This is a genomic window from Sphingomonas sp. Leaf32 (assembly GCF_001421765.1).
Taxonomy (GTDB): domain Bacteria; phylum Pseudomonadota; class Alphaproteobacteria; order Sphingomonadales; family Sphingomonadaceae; genus Sphingomonas.
On record NZ_LMLA01000007.1, the window covers coordinates 124,412 to 139,758 of the forward strand.

The 15,347-nt window shown below is 67.5% G+C and carries 16 protein-coding genes and 1 tRNA gene; 11 read left to right on the top strand and 6 right to left on the bottom strand.

Translation table 11 applies throughout. The annotated features are described in order from the left end of the window. Positions 1-3: 3 nt before the first annotated feature. Both ASE83_RS08350 and ASE83_RS08355 read left to right on the top strand, forming a co-directional pair. Complete coding sequence (locus ASE83_RS08350) at positions 4-1,497, top strand: NAD(P)(+) transhydrogenase (Re/Si-specific) subunit beta (protein ID WP_055788142.1); 1,494 nt, start codon at positions 4-6, stop codon at positions 1,495-1,497. Between the two features lie 238 nt (positions 1,498-1,735). Continuing rightward, positions 1,736-2,659, top strand: a complete 924-nt coding sequence (locus tag ASE83_RS08355) for a winged helix DNA-binding protein (RefSeq protein ID WP_055788145.1) — start codon at positions 1,736-1,738, stop codon at positions 2,657-2,659. Between the two features lie 210 nt (positions 2,660-2,869). On the opposite strand, the gene ASE83_RS08360 is transcribed toward ASE83_RS08355, so the two are convergent. Both ASE83_RS08360 and ASE83_RS08365 read right to left on the bottom strand, forming a co-directional pair. Beyond that, positions 2,870-2,945 (bottom strand) — tRNA-Val (locus ASE83_RS08360). Positions 2,946-3,045: 100 nt separating this feature from the next. After that, positions 3,046-4,848: a peptide MFS transporter gene (locus ASE83_RS08365; protein ID WP_082443400.1), complete on the bottom strand. Its 1,803-nt coding sequence runs from the start codon at positions 4,846-4,848 to the stop codon at positions 3,046-3,048. A 185-nt stretch (positions 4,849-5,033) separates the two neighbouring features. Here ASE83_RS08365 and ASE83_RS08370 point away from each other — a divergent pair, with 185 nt between their 5' ends. The 3 genes from ASE83_RS08370 to ASE83_RS08380 all read left to right on the top strand — a co-directional run bounded on the left by ASE83_RS08370 (position 5,034) and on the right by ASE83_RS08380 (position 6,352). Further along, positions 5,034-5,612, top strand: a complete 579-nt coding sequence (locus ASE83_RS08370) for a nitroreductase family protein (RefSeq protein WP_055788150.1) — start codon at positions 5,034-5,036, stop codon at positions 5,610-5,612. A gap of 38 nt (positions 5,613-5,650) precedes the next feature. Further along, the gene (locus tag ASE83_RS08375) at positions 5,651-6,010 is read left to right on the top strand and encodes a GntR family transcriptional regulator (protein WP_055788152.1); all 360 of its coding nucleotides are present in this window, start codon (positions 5,651-5,653) and stop codon (positions 6,008-6,010) included. 144 nt (positions 6,011-6,154) lie between these two features. Further along, a complete protein-coding gene (locus tag ASE83_RS08380) occupies positions 6,155-6,352 on the top strand; it encodes a hypothetical protein (RefSeq protein ID WP_055934311.1) in 198 nt (65 codons plus the stop codon). A gap of 69 nt (positions 6,353-6,421) precedes the next feature. Here the strand turns inward: ASE83_RS08380 and rsmI are convergent, their stop codons facing one another. Then, positions 6,422-7,258 carry a 16S rRNA (cytidine(1402)-2'-O)-methyltransferase gene (gene rsmI / locus ASE83_RS08385; protein WP_055789171.1) on the bottom strand — a complete coding sequence of 279 codons (837 nt, stop codon included), beginning with the start codon at positions 7,256-7,258 and terminating at the stop codon, positions 6,422-6,424. Between the two features lie 13 nt (positions 7,259-7,271). On the opposite strand from rsmI, the gene ASE83_RS08390 reads away from it, so the two are divergent. Together ASE83_RS08390 and ASE83_RS08395 are read left to right on the top strand one after the other, a co-directional pair. Next, complete coding sequence (locus ASE83_RS08390) at positions 7,272-8,465, top strand: penicillin-binding protein activator (protein WP_055788157.1); 1,194 nt, start codon at positions 7,272-7,274, stop codon at positions 8,463-8,465. A 53-nt stretch (positions 8,466-8,518) separates the two neighbouring features. Continuing rightward, positions 8,519-9,265 (top strand): NYN domain-containing protein, encoded by a 747-nt coding sequence (locus ASE83_RS08395; RefSeq protein WP_200921869.1) that lies wholly within the window; start codon positions 8,519-8,521, stop codon positions 9,263-9,265. 4 nt (positions 9,266-9,269) lie between these two features. Here ASE83_RS08395 and ASE83_RS08400 read toward each other — a convergent pair whose 3' ends face one another. Beyond that, a complete protein-coding gene (locus ASE83_RS08400; RefSeq protein WP_055788164.1) occupies positions 9,270-10,085 on the bottom strand; it encodes an LD-carboxypeptidase in 816 nt (271 codons plus the stop codon). A gap of 48 nt (positions 10,086-10,133) precedes the next feature. On the opposite strand from ASE83_RS08400, the gene ASE83_RS08405 reads away from it, so the two are divergent. The 3 genes from ASE83_RS08405 to ASE83_RS18705 all read left to right on the top strand — a co-directional run bounded on the left by ASE83_RS08405 (position 10,134) and on the right by ASE83_RS18705 (position 13,510). Beyond that, complete coding sequence (locus ASE83_RS08405; protein ID WP_082443384.1) at positions 10,134-11,618, top strand: glutamate ligase domain-containing protein; 1,485 nt, start codon at positions 10,134-10,136, stop codon at positions 11,616-11,618. A gap of 133 nt (positions 11,619-11,751) precedes the next feature. Next, entirely contained in the window at positions 11,752-13,101 is a 1,350-nt protein-coding gene (locus tag ASE83_RS08410) for an MFS transporter (RefSeq protein ID WP_055788167.1), read from the top strand. A gap of 73 nt (positions 13,102-13,174) precedes the next feature. After that, on the top strand, positions 13,175-13,510 hold the full coding sequence (locus ASE83_RS18705; RefSeq protein ID WP_055788170.1) for a DUF3060 domain-containing protein: 336 nt from the start codon (positions 13,175-13,177) through the stop codon (positions 13,508-13,510). Between the two features lie 120 nt (positions 13,511-13,630). On the opposite strand, the gene ASE83_RS08420 is transcribed toward ASE83_RS18705, so the two are convergent. Then, a complete protein-coding gene (locus ASE83_RS08420; protein WP_055789174.1) occupies positions 13,631-14,560 on the bottom strand; it encodes an ROK family protein in 930 nt (309 codons plus the stop codon). A gap of 107 nt (positions 14,561-14,667) precedes the next feature. Next, on the bottom strand, positions 14,668-15,117 hold the full coding sequence (locus tag ASE83_RS08425) for a nuclear transport factor 2 family protein (RefSeq protein WP_055788172.1): 450 nt from the start codon (positions 15,115-15,117) through the stop codon (positions 14,668-14,670). 80 nt (positions 15,118-15,197) lie between these two features. On the opposite strand from ASE83_RS08425, the gene ASE83_RS18475 reads away from it, so the two are divergent. Next, the gene (locus tag ASE83_RS18475) at positions 15,198-15,344 is read left to right on the top strand and encodes a hypothetical protein (RefSeq protein WP_156352925.1); all 147 of its coding nucleotides are present in this window, start codon (positions 15,198-15,200) and stop codon (positions 15,342-15,344) included. Positions 15,345-15,347: the final 3 nt, after the last annotated feature.

Below are 15,347 nucleotides of genomic sequence, written 5' to 3' on the forward strand. Positions count from 1 at the left end.
GGGATGCACGAGGCCGCACCGGTCAATCCATGGGTCGCGCTGGCCTATCTGATCGCGGGGGTGTGCTTCATCCTCGCGCTGCGCGGGCTGTCGTCGCCCGCCACCAGCCGGCGGGGCAATCGGCTGGGCATGGTGGGGATGGGGATCGCGGTGCTGACCACGATCCTGACGCATCTGCCGATGGTATCGACCCTTAACGGGAAAGACTTTGCGTTCGACGAAGCTCCGTTCGATACGGTCACGTTCGTCCAAATCCTCGCCGCCATCGCGATCGGTGCCATCATCGGCCTGACCACCGCGAGACGCATCGCGATGACCGCGATGCCGCAGCTGGTCGCCGCCTTCCACTCGCTGGTCGGGCTGGCAGCCGTACTGGTCGGGATCGCCGCCTATCTGAACCCGCAGGCGTTCGGCATCGCATCGCTGGTCGTCCCGATGATCGGCGAGCCGTTCGCGGTCATCAACCCCGTCAGCAAGGTCGAGATGGGCTTGGGCGTTGCGATCGGCGCTATCACCTTTTCGGGATCGGTCATCGCCTTCCTGAAACTGAACGGCTCGATGTCGGGCAAGCCGATCCTGCTGCCCGGCCGCCACGTCATCAACCTCGCCACGCTTGCGGCGATCCTGTTGCTGGTCGCACAATTCGCGCATGGGCAGGAGGGGTGGCCGTTCTGGGCAGTCGTCGTGCTGTCGTTCGCGATCGGGTTCCTGCTCATCATTCCGATCGGCGGGGCGGACATGCCGGTCGTCGTGTCGATGCTCAACAGCTATTCGGGCTGGGCGGCGGCGGCGATGGGTTTCACGCTCGGCAACACCGCCATGATTATCACCGGCGCGCTGGTCGGGTCGTCGGGCGCGATCCTCAGCTACATCATGTGCCGCGCGATGAACCGCAGCTTCATCAGTGTGATCGCCGGCGGCTTCGGCGCGACCGATAGCGGCGGGGGCGGGGCGGCGGCGATCGACCGGCCGTGGAAGCGCGGCTCGGCCGAGGACGCCGCCTTCCTGATGAGCCAAGCCGAACAGGTCATCATCGTCCCCGGATACGGCATGGCGGTGGCGCAGGCGCAGCACGCGCTCAGGGAAATGGGCGACAAGCTGAAGGAACACGGCGTCCGCGTGAAATATGCGATCCATCCGGTCGCGGGGCGGATGCCGGGGCATATGAACGTGCTGCTCGCCGAAGCGAACGTGCCCTATGACGACGTGTTCGAGCTGGAGGACATCAACAGCGAATTCGCGCAGACCGACGTCGCCTTCGTCATCGGCGCCAACGACGTGACCAACCCGGCGGCCAAGACCGACAAGACCTCGCCGATCTACGGAATGCCGGTGCTCGACGTCGAAAAGGCGAAGACGGTGCTGTTCATCAAGCGGTCGATGGGCGGCGTCGGCTATGCCGGTGTCGATAACGAAGTCTTCTACCGCGACAACACCATGATGCTGCTCGCCGACGCCAAGAAGATGGTCGAGGAGATCGTCAAGTCGATGGACTGACGCACCGGTCCGCGTCCGCTGAAGAATATAGTCCGATCCATCCCGTTTGAACCCTATGTCATCCCAAAAGGCTGGAATCTATCGGATCTAGCGCGGGACAGGGGCCGGTCGAGGCGCCAGCCTGCGCCGGGGCGACGGTTTCGGGCAGATCGATCAAGCGCTGATTACCGTCCTCCTCTCGCCAAGGCCGCCTGTCCGTCCTACGGGATGCCGTATACGGTCGTGACAGGGGGATGGCTTGACGGGCTTCGACGGATTTGGCGGACAGACGGCGCGGCGCGCGATCCTCGTCGCGGACGATGCGATCGCGGCGGATGATGCCGCGATCGCGGCACGCGCGGCGGGCGTGGTGATCGGTGACACGATCGGCTTTGCCGGCATCGCCGACGCGCTCGATGCCATTCCCCATGCCGACCTGCTGCTGGTCGAGGCGGCGGGCGTCGAACCGGCGACGCTCGACGAAGCGCTGCCGCTGCTCGCCCGGCGGGCACGGAGCGACCGCGCGCATATCGTGGCCAGCTTCCCGCTCGACGCGCTCGACATCGTGTCGCTGCATCTGCTCGGCGGCCCGGCGACGCTGCTGTGCGATGCGGGGCCTGAGGAACGGGTCGCCGCCATCGCATTGTGCGGTGGTACGGGCGACGGGGTCCACGCCGCCGAGCGTGATGCCGAGCGGCTGCGGCGGCTGAATGCCGAAATCGCGCGGGTCGCTGAAGCGCTGCTGAAGCTCAGCCGCAACGGTGCGGGTGGCGACGGCGTGCGCGACCGGGGATCGGACTTCGTGGCACCCCCGACCGAGGACGCCGCACCGGTCGAGATCACCGCCGCCACCGTGCGCGGCGTGATCCGCGCCCGCCGGCTGCGCGACCAGTATTTCGCGGACGGGCTGTTCGCCGATCCTGCGTGGGACATGCTGCTCGACCTGTTCGCCGCGCGGCTGGAGGGGATCGCCGTGTCGGTATCGAGCCTGTGCATCGCCTCCGCCGTCCCGCCGACCACCGGGCTGCGCTGGATCACGACGATGACCGATGCCGGACTGCTGATGCGCCGCGAAGACCCGAGCGACCGCCGCCGCGCCTTCGTCACCCTCACCGCGCGCGCCGTGTCGGGGATGGAGGGCTATGCCCAGGCGGTGGCGAAGGCCGGGCTGGGCTGGGCGTAGGGGTTCCCACGTGCGTTGCCCCGGCGAAGGCTAGGGCATCCCGGTGATGCGTCGTCATGCACTCGGCAGGGGGAAAGTACGACACTGCGGACGTTGCGCCCGCCAGGCCGTCAGTCGTGGCGAAGCCACGCCTTATGGCCTGGCTTCGGCCCGCTGGCCGCGCTTGTGCGTGGGTGGGCTGCTTTGGGCAGCCCGTCCCGCACTGCGCGGTGGTGGGCGCTGACGGGCTCGAACCGCCGACCCTCTCGGTGTAAACGAGATGCTCTACCAACTGAGCTAAGCGCCCCCGTCCGGGGAGAGGTGCGGCATACCGCGCTTTACGCAGGTTGCAACACCGGATTTGCAGGTTGCGCGGGCGGATCGCCGGTCCGCCCGCCGTCACGACCCTATTTTTCTTCCTTCCACACGTCGACGCCCGCCGCCTTCGGCTCGCCGATCTGGGCTTCGCCCGCCAGGCTGTGCCCGGCGTCGTCGGCCAGCGTATCGAGGTGCATCCACCGCTTCACGATCGGCGACAGCAGCAGCACGACGACGCCGATGCCGATCGTCCACCACCCGATGCTGTTATAGACCGACAGCGTGCCTTCCTTGGTCATTTCGCCGTCATGGCCGCCGGTCGCCTCGCCGATCTTGCCCGCGACGAAATTGCCGACCGCCGTCATGTAGAACCACGCCCCCATGATGAGCGAGGCGAGGTGCTTGGGCGCCAGCCGGTTCATCGCCGACAGCCCGACCGGCGACAGACACAGTTCGCCGGTCGTCTGGAAGAAATAGAACAGGAAGACGAAGGCTACGGGCGTTGCGATTTCCGGGCCGACGCTGTTGGCCCCCCACACGAAGACGAGGAAGGCCAACCCGACCTGCATCAGCGCCAGCGCGAACTTCGCCGGGGCCGACGGTTCCAGCCGCCGCTTGGCGAGGAACGCCCAGATGCCGGCAAAGATGGCGCCGAGCAGGATGATGTAGATCGAGTTGATCGACTGGAACAGCGCCGCCGGCACCCCGCCGCGATCGACGAAGCGGTCGGTGTAGAGGTTGAAGCTGCCACCGGCCTGTTCGAATAGGCCCCAGAAGATCGGGTTGAGCGCGATCAGGAAGATGATGGCGAACATCCGGTCGCGCGGCGCATGGGCGATGGTGAACTTTTCGCGGATCGCGGCGGCGAGCACCAGCGCGAAGCCAAGCGCCGACACGACCTGTAGCGTTCCGGTAAAGGCGGTGAGGATGGCGACGATCCCGGCGCCGGCCATGACGACCAGCCCCAAGGTCATCAGCGTGACGTTGGATCGCGGCGCGGCGGCGATCCGGCCATAGGGCAGGACGAACGTCGCGGTGAAGAACACATAGCCCAGCAGGCCCAGGCCGGACACGATCAGCAGCGACTGGATCGCGTCCTGATACTGGATCAGCCCCCACATCACCGCGGTCGCCAACAGGCCGGCGGCATAGAGCAGCCATTCGAACGGCACGCCGAACGTCGGCCGGCGCAGCGCCGCCGGATCCGGTGCCTCGCCGCCACCTTTCAACAGGCCCTTGCCGATCACGAATACCAGCAGGCCGGCGACCATGCCGATGCCGGCAAGGCCGAACCCGAACGCCCAGCCGATGGTCTGTCCCAGATAGCCGACCAGGATCGAACCGGCCGCGCCGCCCAGATTGATGCCGATATAGAAGATGGTGTAGGCGGAATCGCGGCGAATGTCGGTCAGTTTGTAGAGTTGGCCGACCATGACCGAGATGTTGGCCTTCAGAAAGCCCGAGCCGACGATAATGAGTGCCAGCGCCAGCCAGAAGATGTTGATGGCCGGATCCGCCTGCTTGACCGCTGCGTCGGTGACGCCTTCCATACCTTCGAACGCCATGAACAGATGGCCGAAGGCAAGCAGCACGCCGCCGAACAGGACCGCCTTGCGCTGTCCGAGATAACGGTCGGCAAGATAACCGCCAAGCACCGGCGTGATATAAACCAGCGCGGTATAGCCGCCATAGATCAGATTGGCCTTGCCGTCGCCGAACAGCCAATGCTGCGTCAGATAGAAGATCAGGATCGCGCGCATCCCGTAATAGGAAAATCTTTCCCACATCTCCGCGAAGAACAGCATGTAGAGACCGCGCGGATGGCCCGCGAATTCGGGCTTGCGGCTCAGGCCGACCGCCAACCCGCCCGCCAGGAACGCGCCCAGGACCATCGTCGCGATCGCGGCGATCCAGTCGGCCTCGTTCCAGAGTGCGAAAGCCTTGAATTCCGGCACATCCATGTCCCTTGTAAACATCGGGAGGCTTCTGCCCCCGCTCGGTGTCGCCAATTCGTAACGCAAGAAACGGTAATGCCAAGCGCATTGTGCGATGCGTCGACGCGTCCTACGTGCCGCCCATGACCTTCAACGACCGCTCCTCGCTGCTCGGCTATCTCCAGACGCGTCGGTCGGGCAAGCCGCGCGACATGGTCGCGCCCGGCCCGGGCGATGCCGAGATCGACGCGATGATCGCCATTGCCGCGCGCACCCCCGACCATGGCAAGCTGGCCCCATGGCGCTTCGTGGTGGTGCCGCGGGACGGGCGCGCGGCGTTCGCGGCGCTGCTGCGGCGCGCGCAGGCGGTGGAAAACCCCCAGGCGACCGAGGCGCAGCTGGAAGCATCCGATCGCTTCGCGCACGAGGGCGAAGCGCTGATCGTCGTGCTGTCCGCGCCGGTCGACAGCCATATCCCGCGCTGGGAACAGGAGTTGTCAGCGGGCGCGGCCACGATGAACCTGCTCCATGCCGCGCACGCCATGGGCTATGTCGCGAGCTGGCTGACCGGGTGGGCGGCGTTCAGCGATACGGTGCGCGATGCGTTCGGTACGCCCAGCGACCGCATCGCCGGCTTCGTCTTCATCGGTACGCCCGGCCGCCCGCTCGACGAGCGGCCGCGCCCCGATCCGGCCCGGATCGGTACGCGGTGGAACGGGTGAGGGTTGGACATTTTCGCCGCTTGCTGTATTAAGTCAGCATGACAGCGATCGATCACGAGGACACGCCCGTATATCTTCGCCTGCGCGCGTTGATCGCCGCGGCGATCCTGCGCGGGGACTATCGCGCCGGGGATCAGTTGCCGTCGGTCCGGGCCTTTGCCGCCGAACATGGCGCGAACCCGCTGACCGTCGCCAAGGCGTACCAGACATTTCAGGACGATGGCTATGTCGAGGTACGGCGCGGAGTGGGCATGTTCGTGCTGCCCGGCGCCGTCGAACGGTTGCGACTGGCGGAGCGGGAACGCTTCCTGACCGGGCATTGGCCGCGGATTCGTGCCCATATCGACCTGCTGGGACTTGACGTGCACACGCTGTTGGACGAACGCGCGCCAGCCTGAACCGGAACTGCGGCGGACCGGTGGCGGGCATCGCCCGATGCCGCTTGCAGTCTGGAACCTTTCGTGTCCTCGTCGGTGTTTGGTACCTTTCGTGACGGAACCGTGATGCGGTGGTGGCGTTCCCTTTTCAACAGGGAGACTGCCGTGGAACGAACCGTATCGATGCCGACCCGCGTGCCCCTCTACGCGCTGCACGGGCGCAACCATTGTCCGACCTGCGGGGCATCGCAATGGTTCGTCGGACGGATCATCGCCGAATGCGCGTGCTGCGGCGATACGCTGCCGATCAACCACGCCGTCCGCCCGACGCAGATGACCGCGCTTCGCGACATCGCGGCGTAAATCCAGCCGAGTTCTTACGTCACCCCGGATCAAGTCCGGGGTGACGTGGAGATTGCGGAACGGCCAGCTCTATTCCTCCTTCATCGCCATCGCCCGCGCATACAGTTCGCGCCGGTCCAGCCCCAGCGCCTTCGCCACTTCACCCGCCGCCTTCGACGCCGGCAGCCGGGTCAGCGCCTCGCGCAATGCCGTATCGGCATCGTCCTGCGTCGCCGGCGGCGGGGCACCGGGCGGTGCAACGACGATCACGATCTCCCCCTTTGGCGGCGCATCGGCATAGCGGTCCGCCAGCGTGGACAGGGTGCCGGTCACGCATTCCTCGAACCGCTTGGTGATCTCGCGCGCGACACCGCATTCGCGGTCCCCCAGCCCCTCGGCCAGCGCGGAAAGCGTCGCCGACAAACGCTGTCCGCTTTCGTAGAGGACCAGAGTCGCGCGAACGGCTGCGATTTCGGCGATAGCCTCGGCCCGGGCATGGGCCTTGGACGGCAGGAATCCGGCGAACAGGAACCGGTCGGTCGGCAGCCCCGCCAGCGTCAGCGCCGCGATCGCCGCGCAGGGACCGGGGATGGTGACGACGACATGGCCCGCCGCCCGCGCATCGCGTACCAGCTTGTAGCCCGGATCGGAAATCAGCGGCGTGCCGGCGTCGGACACCAGCGCCACCGCCTCGGTCGCCATCCGCGCGATCAGCCCCGGCCGCATCCCTTCGGCATTGTGGTCGTGGTACGGGATCATCGGTCGCTTGACGCCGATATGGCGCAGCAACCCGGCGGTGACGCGGCTATCCTCCACCGCGATCACGTCGGCGCGCGATAAAATATCGGCGGCACGTATAGTTAGGTCAGCGAGATTGCCGATCGGGGTCGCGACGATGTAGAGGCCGGGGACAAGTTTTTCGGTCATCAGGGGTAGGTCCATGGCAGACACGATAGCGCCACGGCAATGGCGGCACCACATCGCGCGCGCCACGGCGCTGATCGGCGCGGCATTGCTGGCCGGGTGCGCGACGATCGTGCCCAAGGGGCCGGTCGAACAAGCGCCGCCCGCGACCACCCGCCCGCAGCCGACCCGGCCCGGCCCGGTGACCGGCGGCATCCCCGAGGATACGCAGCGCCACCGCGTTGCGCTGCTCGTGCCGCTGACCGGTCCGAACGGCGGCGTCGGCCGGTCGATCGCCAATGCGACGCAGCTGGCGCTGCTCGACACGCGCAGCGAACGGGTGCGAATCACGACCTACGACACCGCGCTCGGTGCCGCCGCCGCCGCGCAGCGCGCGATCGCGGAGGGTAACCGGCTGATCCTGGGACCGCTGCTTGCCGACGATGTTCGCGCGGTCGCGCCGATCGCGCGGGGGGCGAAGGTTCCAGTCATCAGCTATTCGAACGACGTATCGGTCGCCGGTAACGGCGCTTATGTGCTGGGCTATACCCCGGCCCAATCGATCGACCGCGTCGTCGGTTACGCCCGCACCAACGGCATGACCCAGTTCGCGGGCCTCGTCCCCGCCGGTGTCTATGGCCAGCGCGCCTCGACCAGCTTTTTGCGCGCGGTCGAACAGGCCGGAGGGCAGGTCGTCTCGATCCAGACCTATGCGCGGGGCGGCATCGCCGCCGCAGTCGCCAGGCTGTCGCGGACCTCGCCCTATGAGGCGGTGCTGATCGCCGATCAGGCGGGGCAGGCCGCGCTGGCGGTGCCCGCGATCCGCAAGACGACCAGCCGGTCGGCCAAGGTGCTCGGCACCGAATTGTGGAACACCGAAACGGGCCTCGGCACGATGCCGGCGTTGAACGGCGCCTGGTATGCCAGCGTGTCGAACAGCCTGTATCGCCAGTTCGCGACCAAATATCGCGCCCGCTTCAACGCCGCGCCGTACCGCCTGTCGAGTCTGGGCTATGATTCCGTCCTGCTGACGGTCCGCATCGCCCGCGACTGGTCGCTCGGCCGCGACTTCCCCGAAAGCCGGTTGCGTGCCGAGGACGGGTTCGCCGGGCTGGACGGCGCCTTCCGCTTCGGCCGCGACGGCGTGGCGGAGCGCGCGCTTGAGGTGCAGGAGGTGCGTGCGGGGGGGGCGGTGACGGTCAGTCCGGCGGCGCGGACTTTCGGAGAGTAGGTCATCTTGCATTTTGCGATGTAATGGGTATACCTATTACGCAACTCCCCCGATTGGCTTCGGCCATCGGGCGCACGGCGGGCCAAAAGCCCGCCGTTGCTCTTTGTGGGGCCGGCGCATTGAATACCCATGTCTATATCGACGGGTTCAATCTCTATTATGGCCTGCTGAAAGGTACGCCCTACAAGTGGCTCGATCTCGAGCGTTGGTGCGATCAGCTGCTGCCCCGCAACACCGTCACCAAAATCCATTATTTCACGGCACAGGTCGATGCCCGCCCGCAGGACCCCGATCAACCGACGCGCCAGTTCGCCTATCTTCAGGCGCTACGCTCACTGGCTCGAGTAGAGGTTCATCTGGGCACGTTCATGAGTTCGGTTGTCAGTCAGGTGATGGTGGAAACCGATCCCGTGACCGGTCGCTATCGGCGCGCGGGCGGAAAGCCGGTCCTCCAGTTCGATCCGGCAGGTAATCCGGTTAAGGCCTGGACCTACAAGAGCGAGGAAAAGGGTTCCGACGTGAACCTCGCCGCGCATTTGCTGCGCGACGCATATCGCGGTCACTGCCAATGCGCGGTGATCGTTTCGAACGATTCCGATCTGTTGACACCGATCCGCATGGCAAAGACCGATTGCGGCACGGTGATCGGGTTGGTGCCGCCCCGGCCGAAGGGCAGCGTCGAGTTGAAGGCGCTGGCGGATTTCAAGATCGACCCGCGCGTACATCTGCTCGCTAACTCGCAGTTGAGCGATCCGGTGGCGACGCCGACCGATACACTCCACAAGCCGGCAAACTGGTAATCCCTCACGCCACCCCGAACGGCACTACCATGTTATCGGCATAATGCCCGACATGCGCCCGCCCGAGATACGGCACGCCCATCGCTGTCGCCCAGCGCGTCACGATCTGTTCCTCGGTCTCGCCGAACCCCGTATCGTCGGGGTGCCGGTCGGTCACCGCGCCCAGGCGGATGCCGGCGATGCCCTTCAGCTGCGTCGCCTCGCGCAACTGCCAGAACAGCCGGTCGATGCGGTACAGGTCCTCGCCCACTTCCTCGACGATCACGACATGGTCGGTCAGGTCGGGCAGCCACGGCGTCCCGATCAGCGCGCACAGGATGACCAGGTTGAACGCGACGGTCGGCCGCCCGTCCAGTTCGGGGGCCAGCATCGTGCGGTCGCGGTTGACCAGCCAGGCGAGCGCGCGCGCCGCGCTGTTGGTGCCGCCCGCCTTGCCGACCTGCGCGGCCATCGGCCCGTGGACCGGCCGCCCTATCCGCCGGGCATAGAGCGCACCGAGCAGGAACCCCATGTCGGAAAAGCCGAGATAGCTTTTCGCCGCCGCCGCGCGGTTGAGCTGTGGCATCACCGCCTCGAGGATGCGGTTCGACCCATATCCGCCGCGCGCGAACCAGATCGCGTCGAAGCCGGGATCGTTGGCGAACTCCAGAAACGCCGCCGCGCGCTGTTCGTCGGTCCCGGCGAAATGCCCGACGTCGAGGAAGCATTGCGGATGCACGACCAGGTCGAGCGTCGGATAGGTGAGCGCGGCATAGCCCTGCGTCCGGGCCATCTGGTCCTCATCCACCCGCCGCGCCGGTGCCACGACTCCGATCCGCATCTCGCAACCCCGCTTGCCACTTCAGGCCAAGCTCGATAGCGCCACGCGATGCTGAACGGCAAATCCTTCTTCCTCGTCGGGATCGGCGGGTCGGGCATGATGCCCCTCGCGATGATCCTCGCCGGGCGCGGCGCGACCGTCGCCGGCTCCGACCGCTCGCTCGATCAGGCGAGCCTGCCCGCCAAGTTCGATGCGCTCCGGGCGCTCGGCATCGCGCTCTACCCGCAGGACGGAAGCGGCGTCGTGTCGGCGGAGCAGATCGTCGTCGCCTCCGCCGCGATCGAGCCGACCGTCGCCGACATCGTCGCGGCGGAACGGTTGGGTGCGAAGCGGATGGGCCGCGCCGAACTGCTCGCCGAACTGTTCAACGCCGCACCGCTGTCGATCGGTGTCGCGGGCACCAGCGGCAAGTCGACCGTGACCGGCATGATCGGCTTCATCCTCCACACGCTGGACCGCGATCCGACGGTGATGAACGGCGCGGTGATGAAGGATTTCGCCGCTCCCGGCCGTCCCTTCGCCAGCGCCTTGGTGGGGCAGGGGGACGCCTTCGTCAGCGAGGTGGATGAGAGCGACGGGTCGATCGCCTTCTACCGCCCCGGCGTCGCGGTGCTCAACAATGTCAGCCTCGACCACAAGTCGCTGGACGAACTGCGCACGCTGTTTGGCGGCTTTGCCGATCGGGCGGGGCGGGTGGTCGTCAATGTCGGCGATGCCGAGGCGGCGGCGCTGGCGACGACGATTCCCGCGGAGAAGCGGACGACCTTTGCCGTGGAGGGCGATGCGGACCTCACCGCCCGCGCGTTGGTGCTCGAACCATTTGCCAGCCGGTTCGAGCTGAGCGCGGACGGCGCGATGCATCCGGTCAGCCTCGCCGTGCCCGGCCGGCACAATGTCGCCAACGCGCTGGCGGCGATCGGCGCGGTGGCCGCCGCCGGCGTGGCCATTGCGGACGCGGTGCAGGCGATCGCCGGTTTCTCCGGTTTGAAGCGCCGGTTCGAGCTGGTGGGGCAGGCGGGCGGCGTTGCGGTCATCGACGATTTCGGCCACAACCCGGACAAGATCGCCGCTACGATCGCCACGCTGCGCAGCGCGCCCGGCCGCTTATTGCTGCTGTTCCAGCCGCACGGCTATGGGCCGCTGAAGGTGATGCGCCGCGAACTGGTGGTGATGTTCGCCGACCGGCTGCGTGCGGACGACCTGCTGGTGCTGCCCGACCCGGTCTATCGCGGCGGCACGGTCACGCGCGAGGTCACCAGCGCCGACATCGTCGCCGACCTGACCGCGCTGGGCGCGCCCGCGCGGCACATCGCCGACCGGGACGCGGCGGCAGCGTTCCTGGTCGAGCAGGCGCGCCCCGGCGACCGCATCGTCGTGATGGGCGCGCGGGACGACACGCTGTCCGAACTAGCGGCCGGCATGGTGGCGCGGCTCGGCCGAGACCATATCGTCGCCCCGGACTTGATCCGGGGTCCCGCTTCTTCTTCTTCTGCGGGCGCAAGAAAGCGGGACCCCGGGTCAAGCCCGGGGTGACGGGTGGAGTAAGCGGCTGGCACACCCAAACCTTACCAATTCCTTGACAACGCTGCCCCGCTCGGCGACCGGACCAATAGCGCAAGCAAATTGTCGAATTAGTCCGACAAGGTTTGAGGTAGGGGAGGCCGCTTTGGCACAGACACGGGCGGGTTCCGCCACCACCGGGCTGGCATTCGCCGCCGTCACGACCCTGTTCTTCGCATGGGGGTTCATTACCTCGCTGATCGACCCGCTGGTCGCGGCGGTGAAGGGCATCTTCACCCTGTCCGATTTCGAGGCGCAGTTCGCCGCGTCGGCGTTCTTCCTCGCCTATGGCCTGATCTCGATGCCCGCCGCGATCCTGCTCGGCCGGCTGAAGGCGGTGCCCTCGATCCTGTTCGCGCTCATCACGATGGTCGTCGGCTGCCTGACGATGCTGGTCGCGGCGAACCTCGCCGTGTTCCCGATCGTGCTGCTGGGCCTGTTCATCCTCGCCTCGGGCATCACCATCCTGCAGGTCGCGGCCAACCCGCTGGCGGCGGCGCTGGGCGATCCGAAGCTCAGCCATTTCCGCCTGACGCTCAGCCAGACGTTCAACTCGTTCGGCACCTTCCTCGGCCCGCTGCTCGGCGCCAGCCTGTTCCTCGAAGGGGTCGAGGTCAAGGACGGCACGGTGCTGACCGAGGCGGTGCGCGCCGGCGCGCTGGCCGGGATCGACCGCGCCTATTTCTGGATCGCCGGTCTGATCGCGGCACTCGCCGTCTTCTTCTTCCTCAGCCGCAAGGTCGTGTCGGCGGCGGTGCCGGATGCGTCGGCCGATGTGCCGTCGCCCGGCGCGCTGCTCCGCGACGCCTTCTCGTCACGCTGGGCAATTCTCGGCGCCGCCGCGATCTTCATCTATGTCGGTGCGGAAGTCGCGATCGGAACGCAGATGGCGCTGTTCCTGAACGGTGACACCGTGTGGGGCGCATCGGACGCAGCGTTCGGCGTGCCGCTGCTGGGCTTCGCGATGGGCAGCGACGGTGTTGCCGGCGTGTCGCTGCAGGAAGCGGGCAAGGCGGTCGCCTTCTACTGGCTGGGCGCGATGGTCGGTCGCGCCATCGGGTCGGTGCTGCTGTCGAAGGTGAAGGCGCACAAGCTGCTGGCGCTGTTCACCGGTATCGCCGTCGCCCTGTGCCTGTATGTCGCGCTGGTCGGCGGGGTCGGCGCGGGCTTCGTGGCGCTGGGCATCGGTCTGTTCAACTCGATCATGTTCCCGGTCATCTTCACCCTGACGCTCGAACGCTCGACCGCCAGCGAGGCGGCGACCTCGGGCCTGCTGTGCACCGCGATCTTCGGCGGGGCGGTCATTCCGCTGATCGTCGGACTGGTGTCGGGCGCGGTCGGGCATGGTGCGGCGTTCATCGTGCCGGCGCTCTGCTATGCCGCGCTGTGCGCCTTCGCCATCGCGGCGGGTCGCACGCCCCCACGCAACGCCGCCTCGGCCAAGAGCCTGCACTGATCGTCCGGGCGACCATGGTCTTGCACCCGTGACTGGGGTAGACGTCCCGCCTGAGTGCTACGGGAGAGAGATCATGGTCGTTCGTTTTGCCCTGCTGGTGTCCGCCCTCGTCCTGCCCGCCACGCTGCCGGCGCAGGTCCATCAGGAAGGAGCCGGCGCGACGCAGGAACTGGACTGCGACGGCGGGCCTGCCACGGTGCGGGGGGCGGGTAACACCATGCGCATCATCGGGCGTTGCAGCGCGCTGGTGATCGAAGGGGCCGGCAACCGCGTGGAGATCGACCTCGCGCCGCGCGGATCGGTCAGGATTGCGGGCGCCAGCAACACCGTCCTCTATCGCACGCCCGACGGCAGCAAGGCACGCGTCAGCGTCGCGGGGGCGGGCAACCGGGTGTCGTTCCGGCGGTAGGCGTTCCCGAGGAAGCGAGCGTCATCCCGGCGAAGGCCGGGGCCTCCCGGCCATAGTGCGCAGCAGGCGTGGAGAGTCGCCCCGGCCTTTGCCGGGGCGACGTACCGAAGGACGCGCGCCTTACGCCGCGACCCGCTCCGCCAGCGCCACCTGCGCCAGCGCGATCGACCCCATCGGCCCGGCCTGATCGCCTAGCGCCGGTGCGACGACATAGTCGCGCGCCGGCAGCGGCAGATAGCCGTTGATGCTGGCACGCAGCGCCGGTTCGATCCGCGCCAGCAGATGCGGCTGCTTGTTCATCACCCCGCCGCCGATCGCGATCCGCTTCGGCCCCGTCGTGCAGACCATCGCATGGCACATGGCGGTGATCGCCGATGCGACGCGGTCCCACACCGGATGGTCGCTCGACAGCGTGGAGACATGGACATCGCCCAGCGCCGCCTTGATCCCCGTGCCGGATGCCAGCCCCTCGACGCAATCGTCATGGAACGGGCAGCCGCTGGGCAGCGTGTCGGTCGGCAGCCGGGGTACGCGCAGATGGCCGATCTCGGCATGACCGATCCCGCGCGTCGGCTTGCCATTGACCAGCAGCCCGACGCCGACCCCGGTGCCGATGGTGACATAAGCGAAATCGTCCAGGCCCTGCGCACAACCCCACAGCACCTCCGCAAAGGCCGCGCCGTTCACATCGGTATCGAACGCGGACGGCACGTCGAACGCCCGCGACAGCGTGCCCGCGACGTCGGTCATCGGCCAGTCCGGCTTGGTGGTGGCAAGGATATGCCCCCAGGTGGCGGAGGCGGGGTCGAGGTCGACGGGACCGAAGCTGGCGATCCCCAGCGCCGCGAAGCCGCCCGCATCCCACCATTTCCGCAGGACCGCCGCGATGGCGGGGAGGGTGACGGAGGGATGTTCGGTCGGGACGGTTTCCTGCGCGAGGATATGGTCCGGGCCATGGGCCAGCGTACAGACGCATTTGGTCCCGCCCAATTCGATTCCCGCCAGCGGCAATGCGCCCTGTTCGCCCCGCGGTGCCGGGTCGAAAGCCATATTCATCCCCCAAAACCTCTTTTACTTGTAAATACTGCCACAGCGTCGCAGGATTCGCTTAAAAGAGCAAATTGAAATCCGAATTGGCGTTGATCGTGCTGCCGGAATCAGCGTGGCGGCGGGATCGGGGTGTATTGAGCCGATACCAGTCGCCATCCGCCACCACCGCGCCGCGCGACATAGCCGATGCGTATCGTCCGGGTCGTGCCGCCGGGCAGGGTAATCGCCTTCCGCTCGGTCACGAACGCCGTGGTGCCGACGATCCGCACGACCCTTTCGTCATGGGTCATCGGCGGGACAGGGCGTCGCTGGTCGACGGCGTAGAATCCCAGCACCGCCGTTCGCGAATCGACGGTCCCGACCGGCGAGATTTCGACGTAATCGTCCGCCAGCGTGGCGGCGAGCGCGGTCGGGTCGAACGCCGCGCGCGCGGCGTCGAACCGGTCGACCAGCGCCTCGACCGCCGCTGCGGGTTCCGGTGCGGCGCTGACGGGGGCCGCGATCGTCATCGCTGCGGCCAGGATCGCGCCGCCGACGGTTCCGGTTCGTCCGATCATGTCCACCTCGCTGGTACGGCTAATCCCGCCTTAACCATCCCGGCCTATGCTTGTCGGGTCAAGAGCGGAAGGCTGTCCCGATGCGCAACGATGCTCCGTCCCCCGATCCAGGCGCACCCGTACCGGTCCGCGCGACGGGGTGCGGCGCGCGGTTCGAACTGGCGCTGGCCGCGGCGTTCAGGGGCAGGGCGACGCCGGTTCCGCCGCCGCCGCTTGCCCGTCGCTGAACG

Bases quoted from the DNA above. Each gene is read 5' to 3' on its own strand.
- ASE83_RS08350 (WP_055788142.1), top strand. From the start codon at position 4: ATGCACGAGGCCGCACCGGTCAATCCATGGGTCGCGCTGGCCTATCTG.
- ASE83_RS08365 (WP_082443400.1), bottom strand. From the start codon at position 4,848: ATGGTCCTGGGCGCGTTCCTGGCGGGCGGGTTGGCGGTCGGCCTGAGC.
- ASE83_RS08370 (WP_055788150.1), top strand. From the start codon at position 5,034: ATGACCTTCAACGACCGCTCCTCGCTGCTCGGCTATCTCCAGACGCGT.
- ASE83_RS08375 (WP_055788152.1), top strand. From the start codon at position 5,651: ATGACAGCGATCGATCACGAGGACACGCCCGTATATCTTCGCCTGCGC.
- rsmI (WP_055789171.1), bottom strand. From the start codon at position 7,258: ATGACCGAAAAACTTGTCCCCGGCCTCTACATCGTCGCGACCCCGATC.
- ASE83_RS08390 (WP_055788157.1), top strand. From the start codon at position 7,272: ATGGCAGACACGATAGCGCCACGGCAATGGCGGCACCACATCGCGCGC.
- ASE83_RS08400 (WP_055788164.1), bottom strand. From the start codon at position 10,085: ATGCGGATCGGAGTCGTGGCACCGGCGCGGCGGGTGGATGAGGACCAG.
- ASE83_RS08405 (WP_082443384.1), top strand. From the start codon at position 10,134: ATGCTGAACGGCAAATCCTTCTTCCTCGTCGGGATCGGCGGGTCGGGC.
- ASE83_RS18705 (WP_055788170.1), top strand. From the start codon at position 13,175: ATGGTCGTTCGTTTTGCCCTGCTGGTGTCCGCCCTCGTCCTGCCCGCC.
- ASE83_RS08420 (WP_055789174.1), bottom strand. From the start codon at position 14,560: ATGGCTTTCGACCCGGCACCGCGGGGCGAACAGGGCGCATTGCCGCTG.
- ASE83_RS08425 (WP_055788172.1), bottom strand. From the start codon at position 15,117: ATGATCGGACGAACCGGAACCGTCGGCGGCGCGATCCTGGCCGCAGCG.
- ASE83_RS18475 (WP_156352925.1), top strand. From the start codon at position 15,198: ATGCGCAACGATGCTCCGTCCCCCGATCCAGGCGCACCCGTACCGGTC.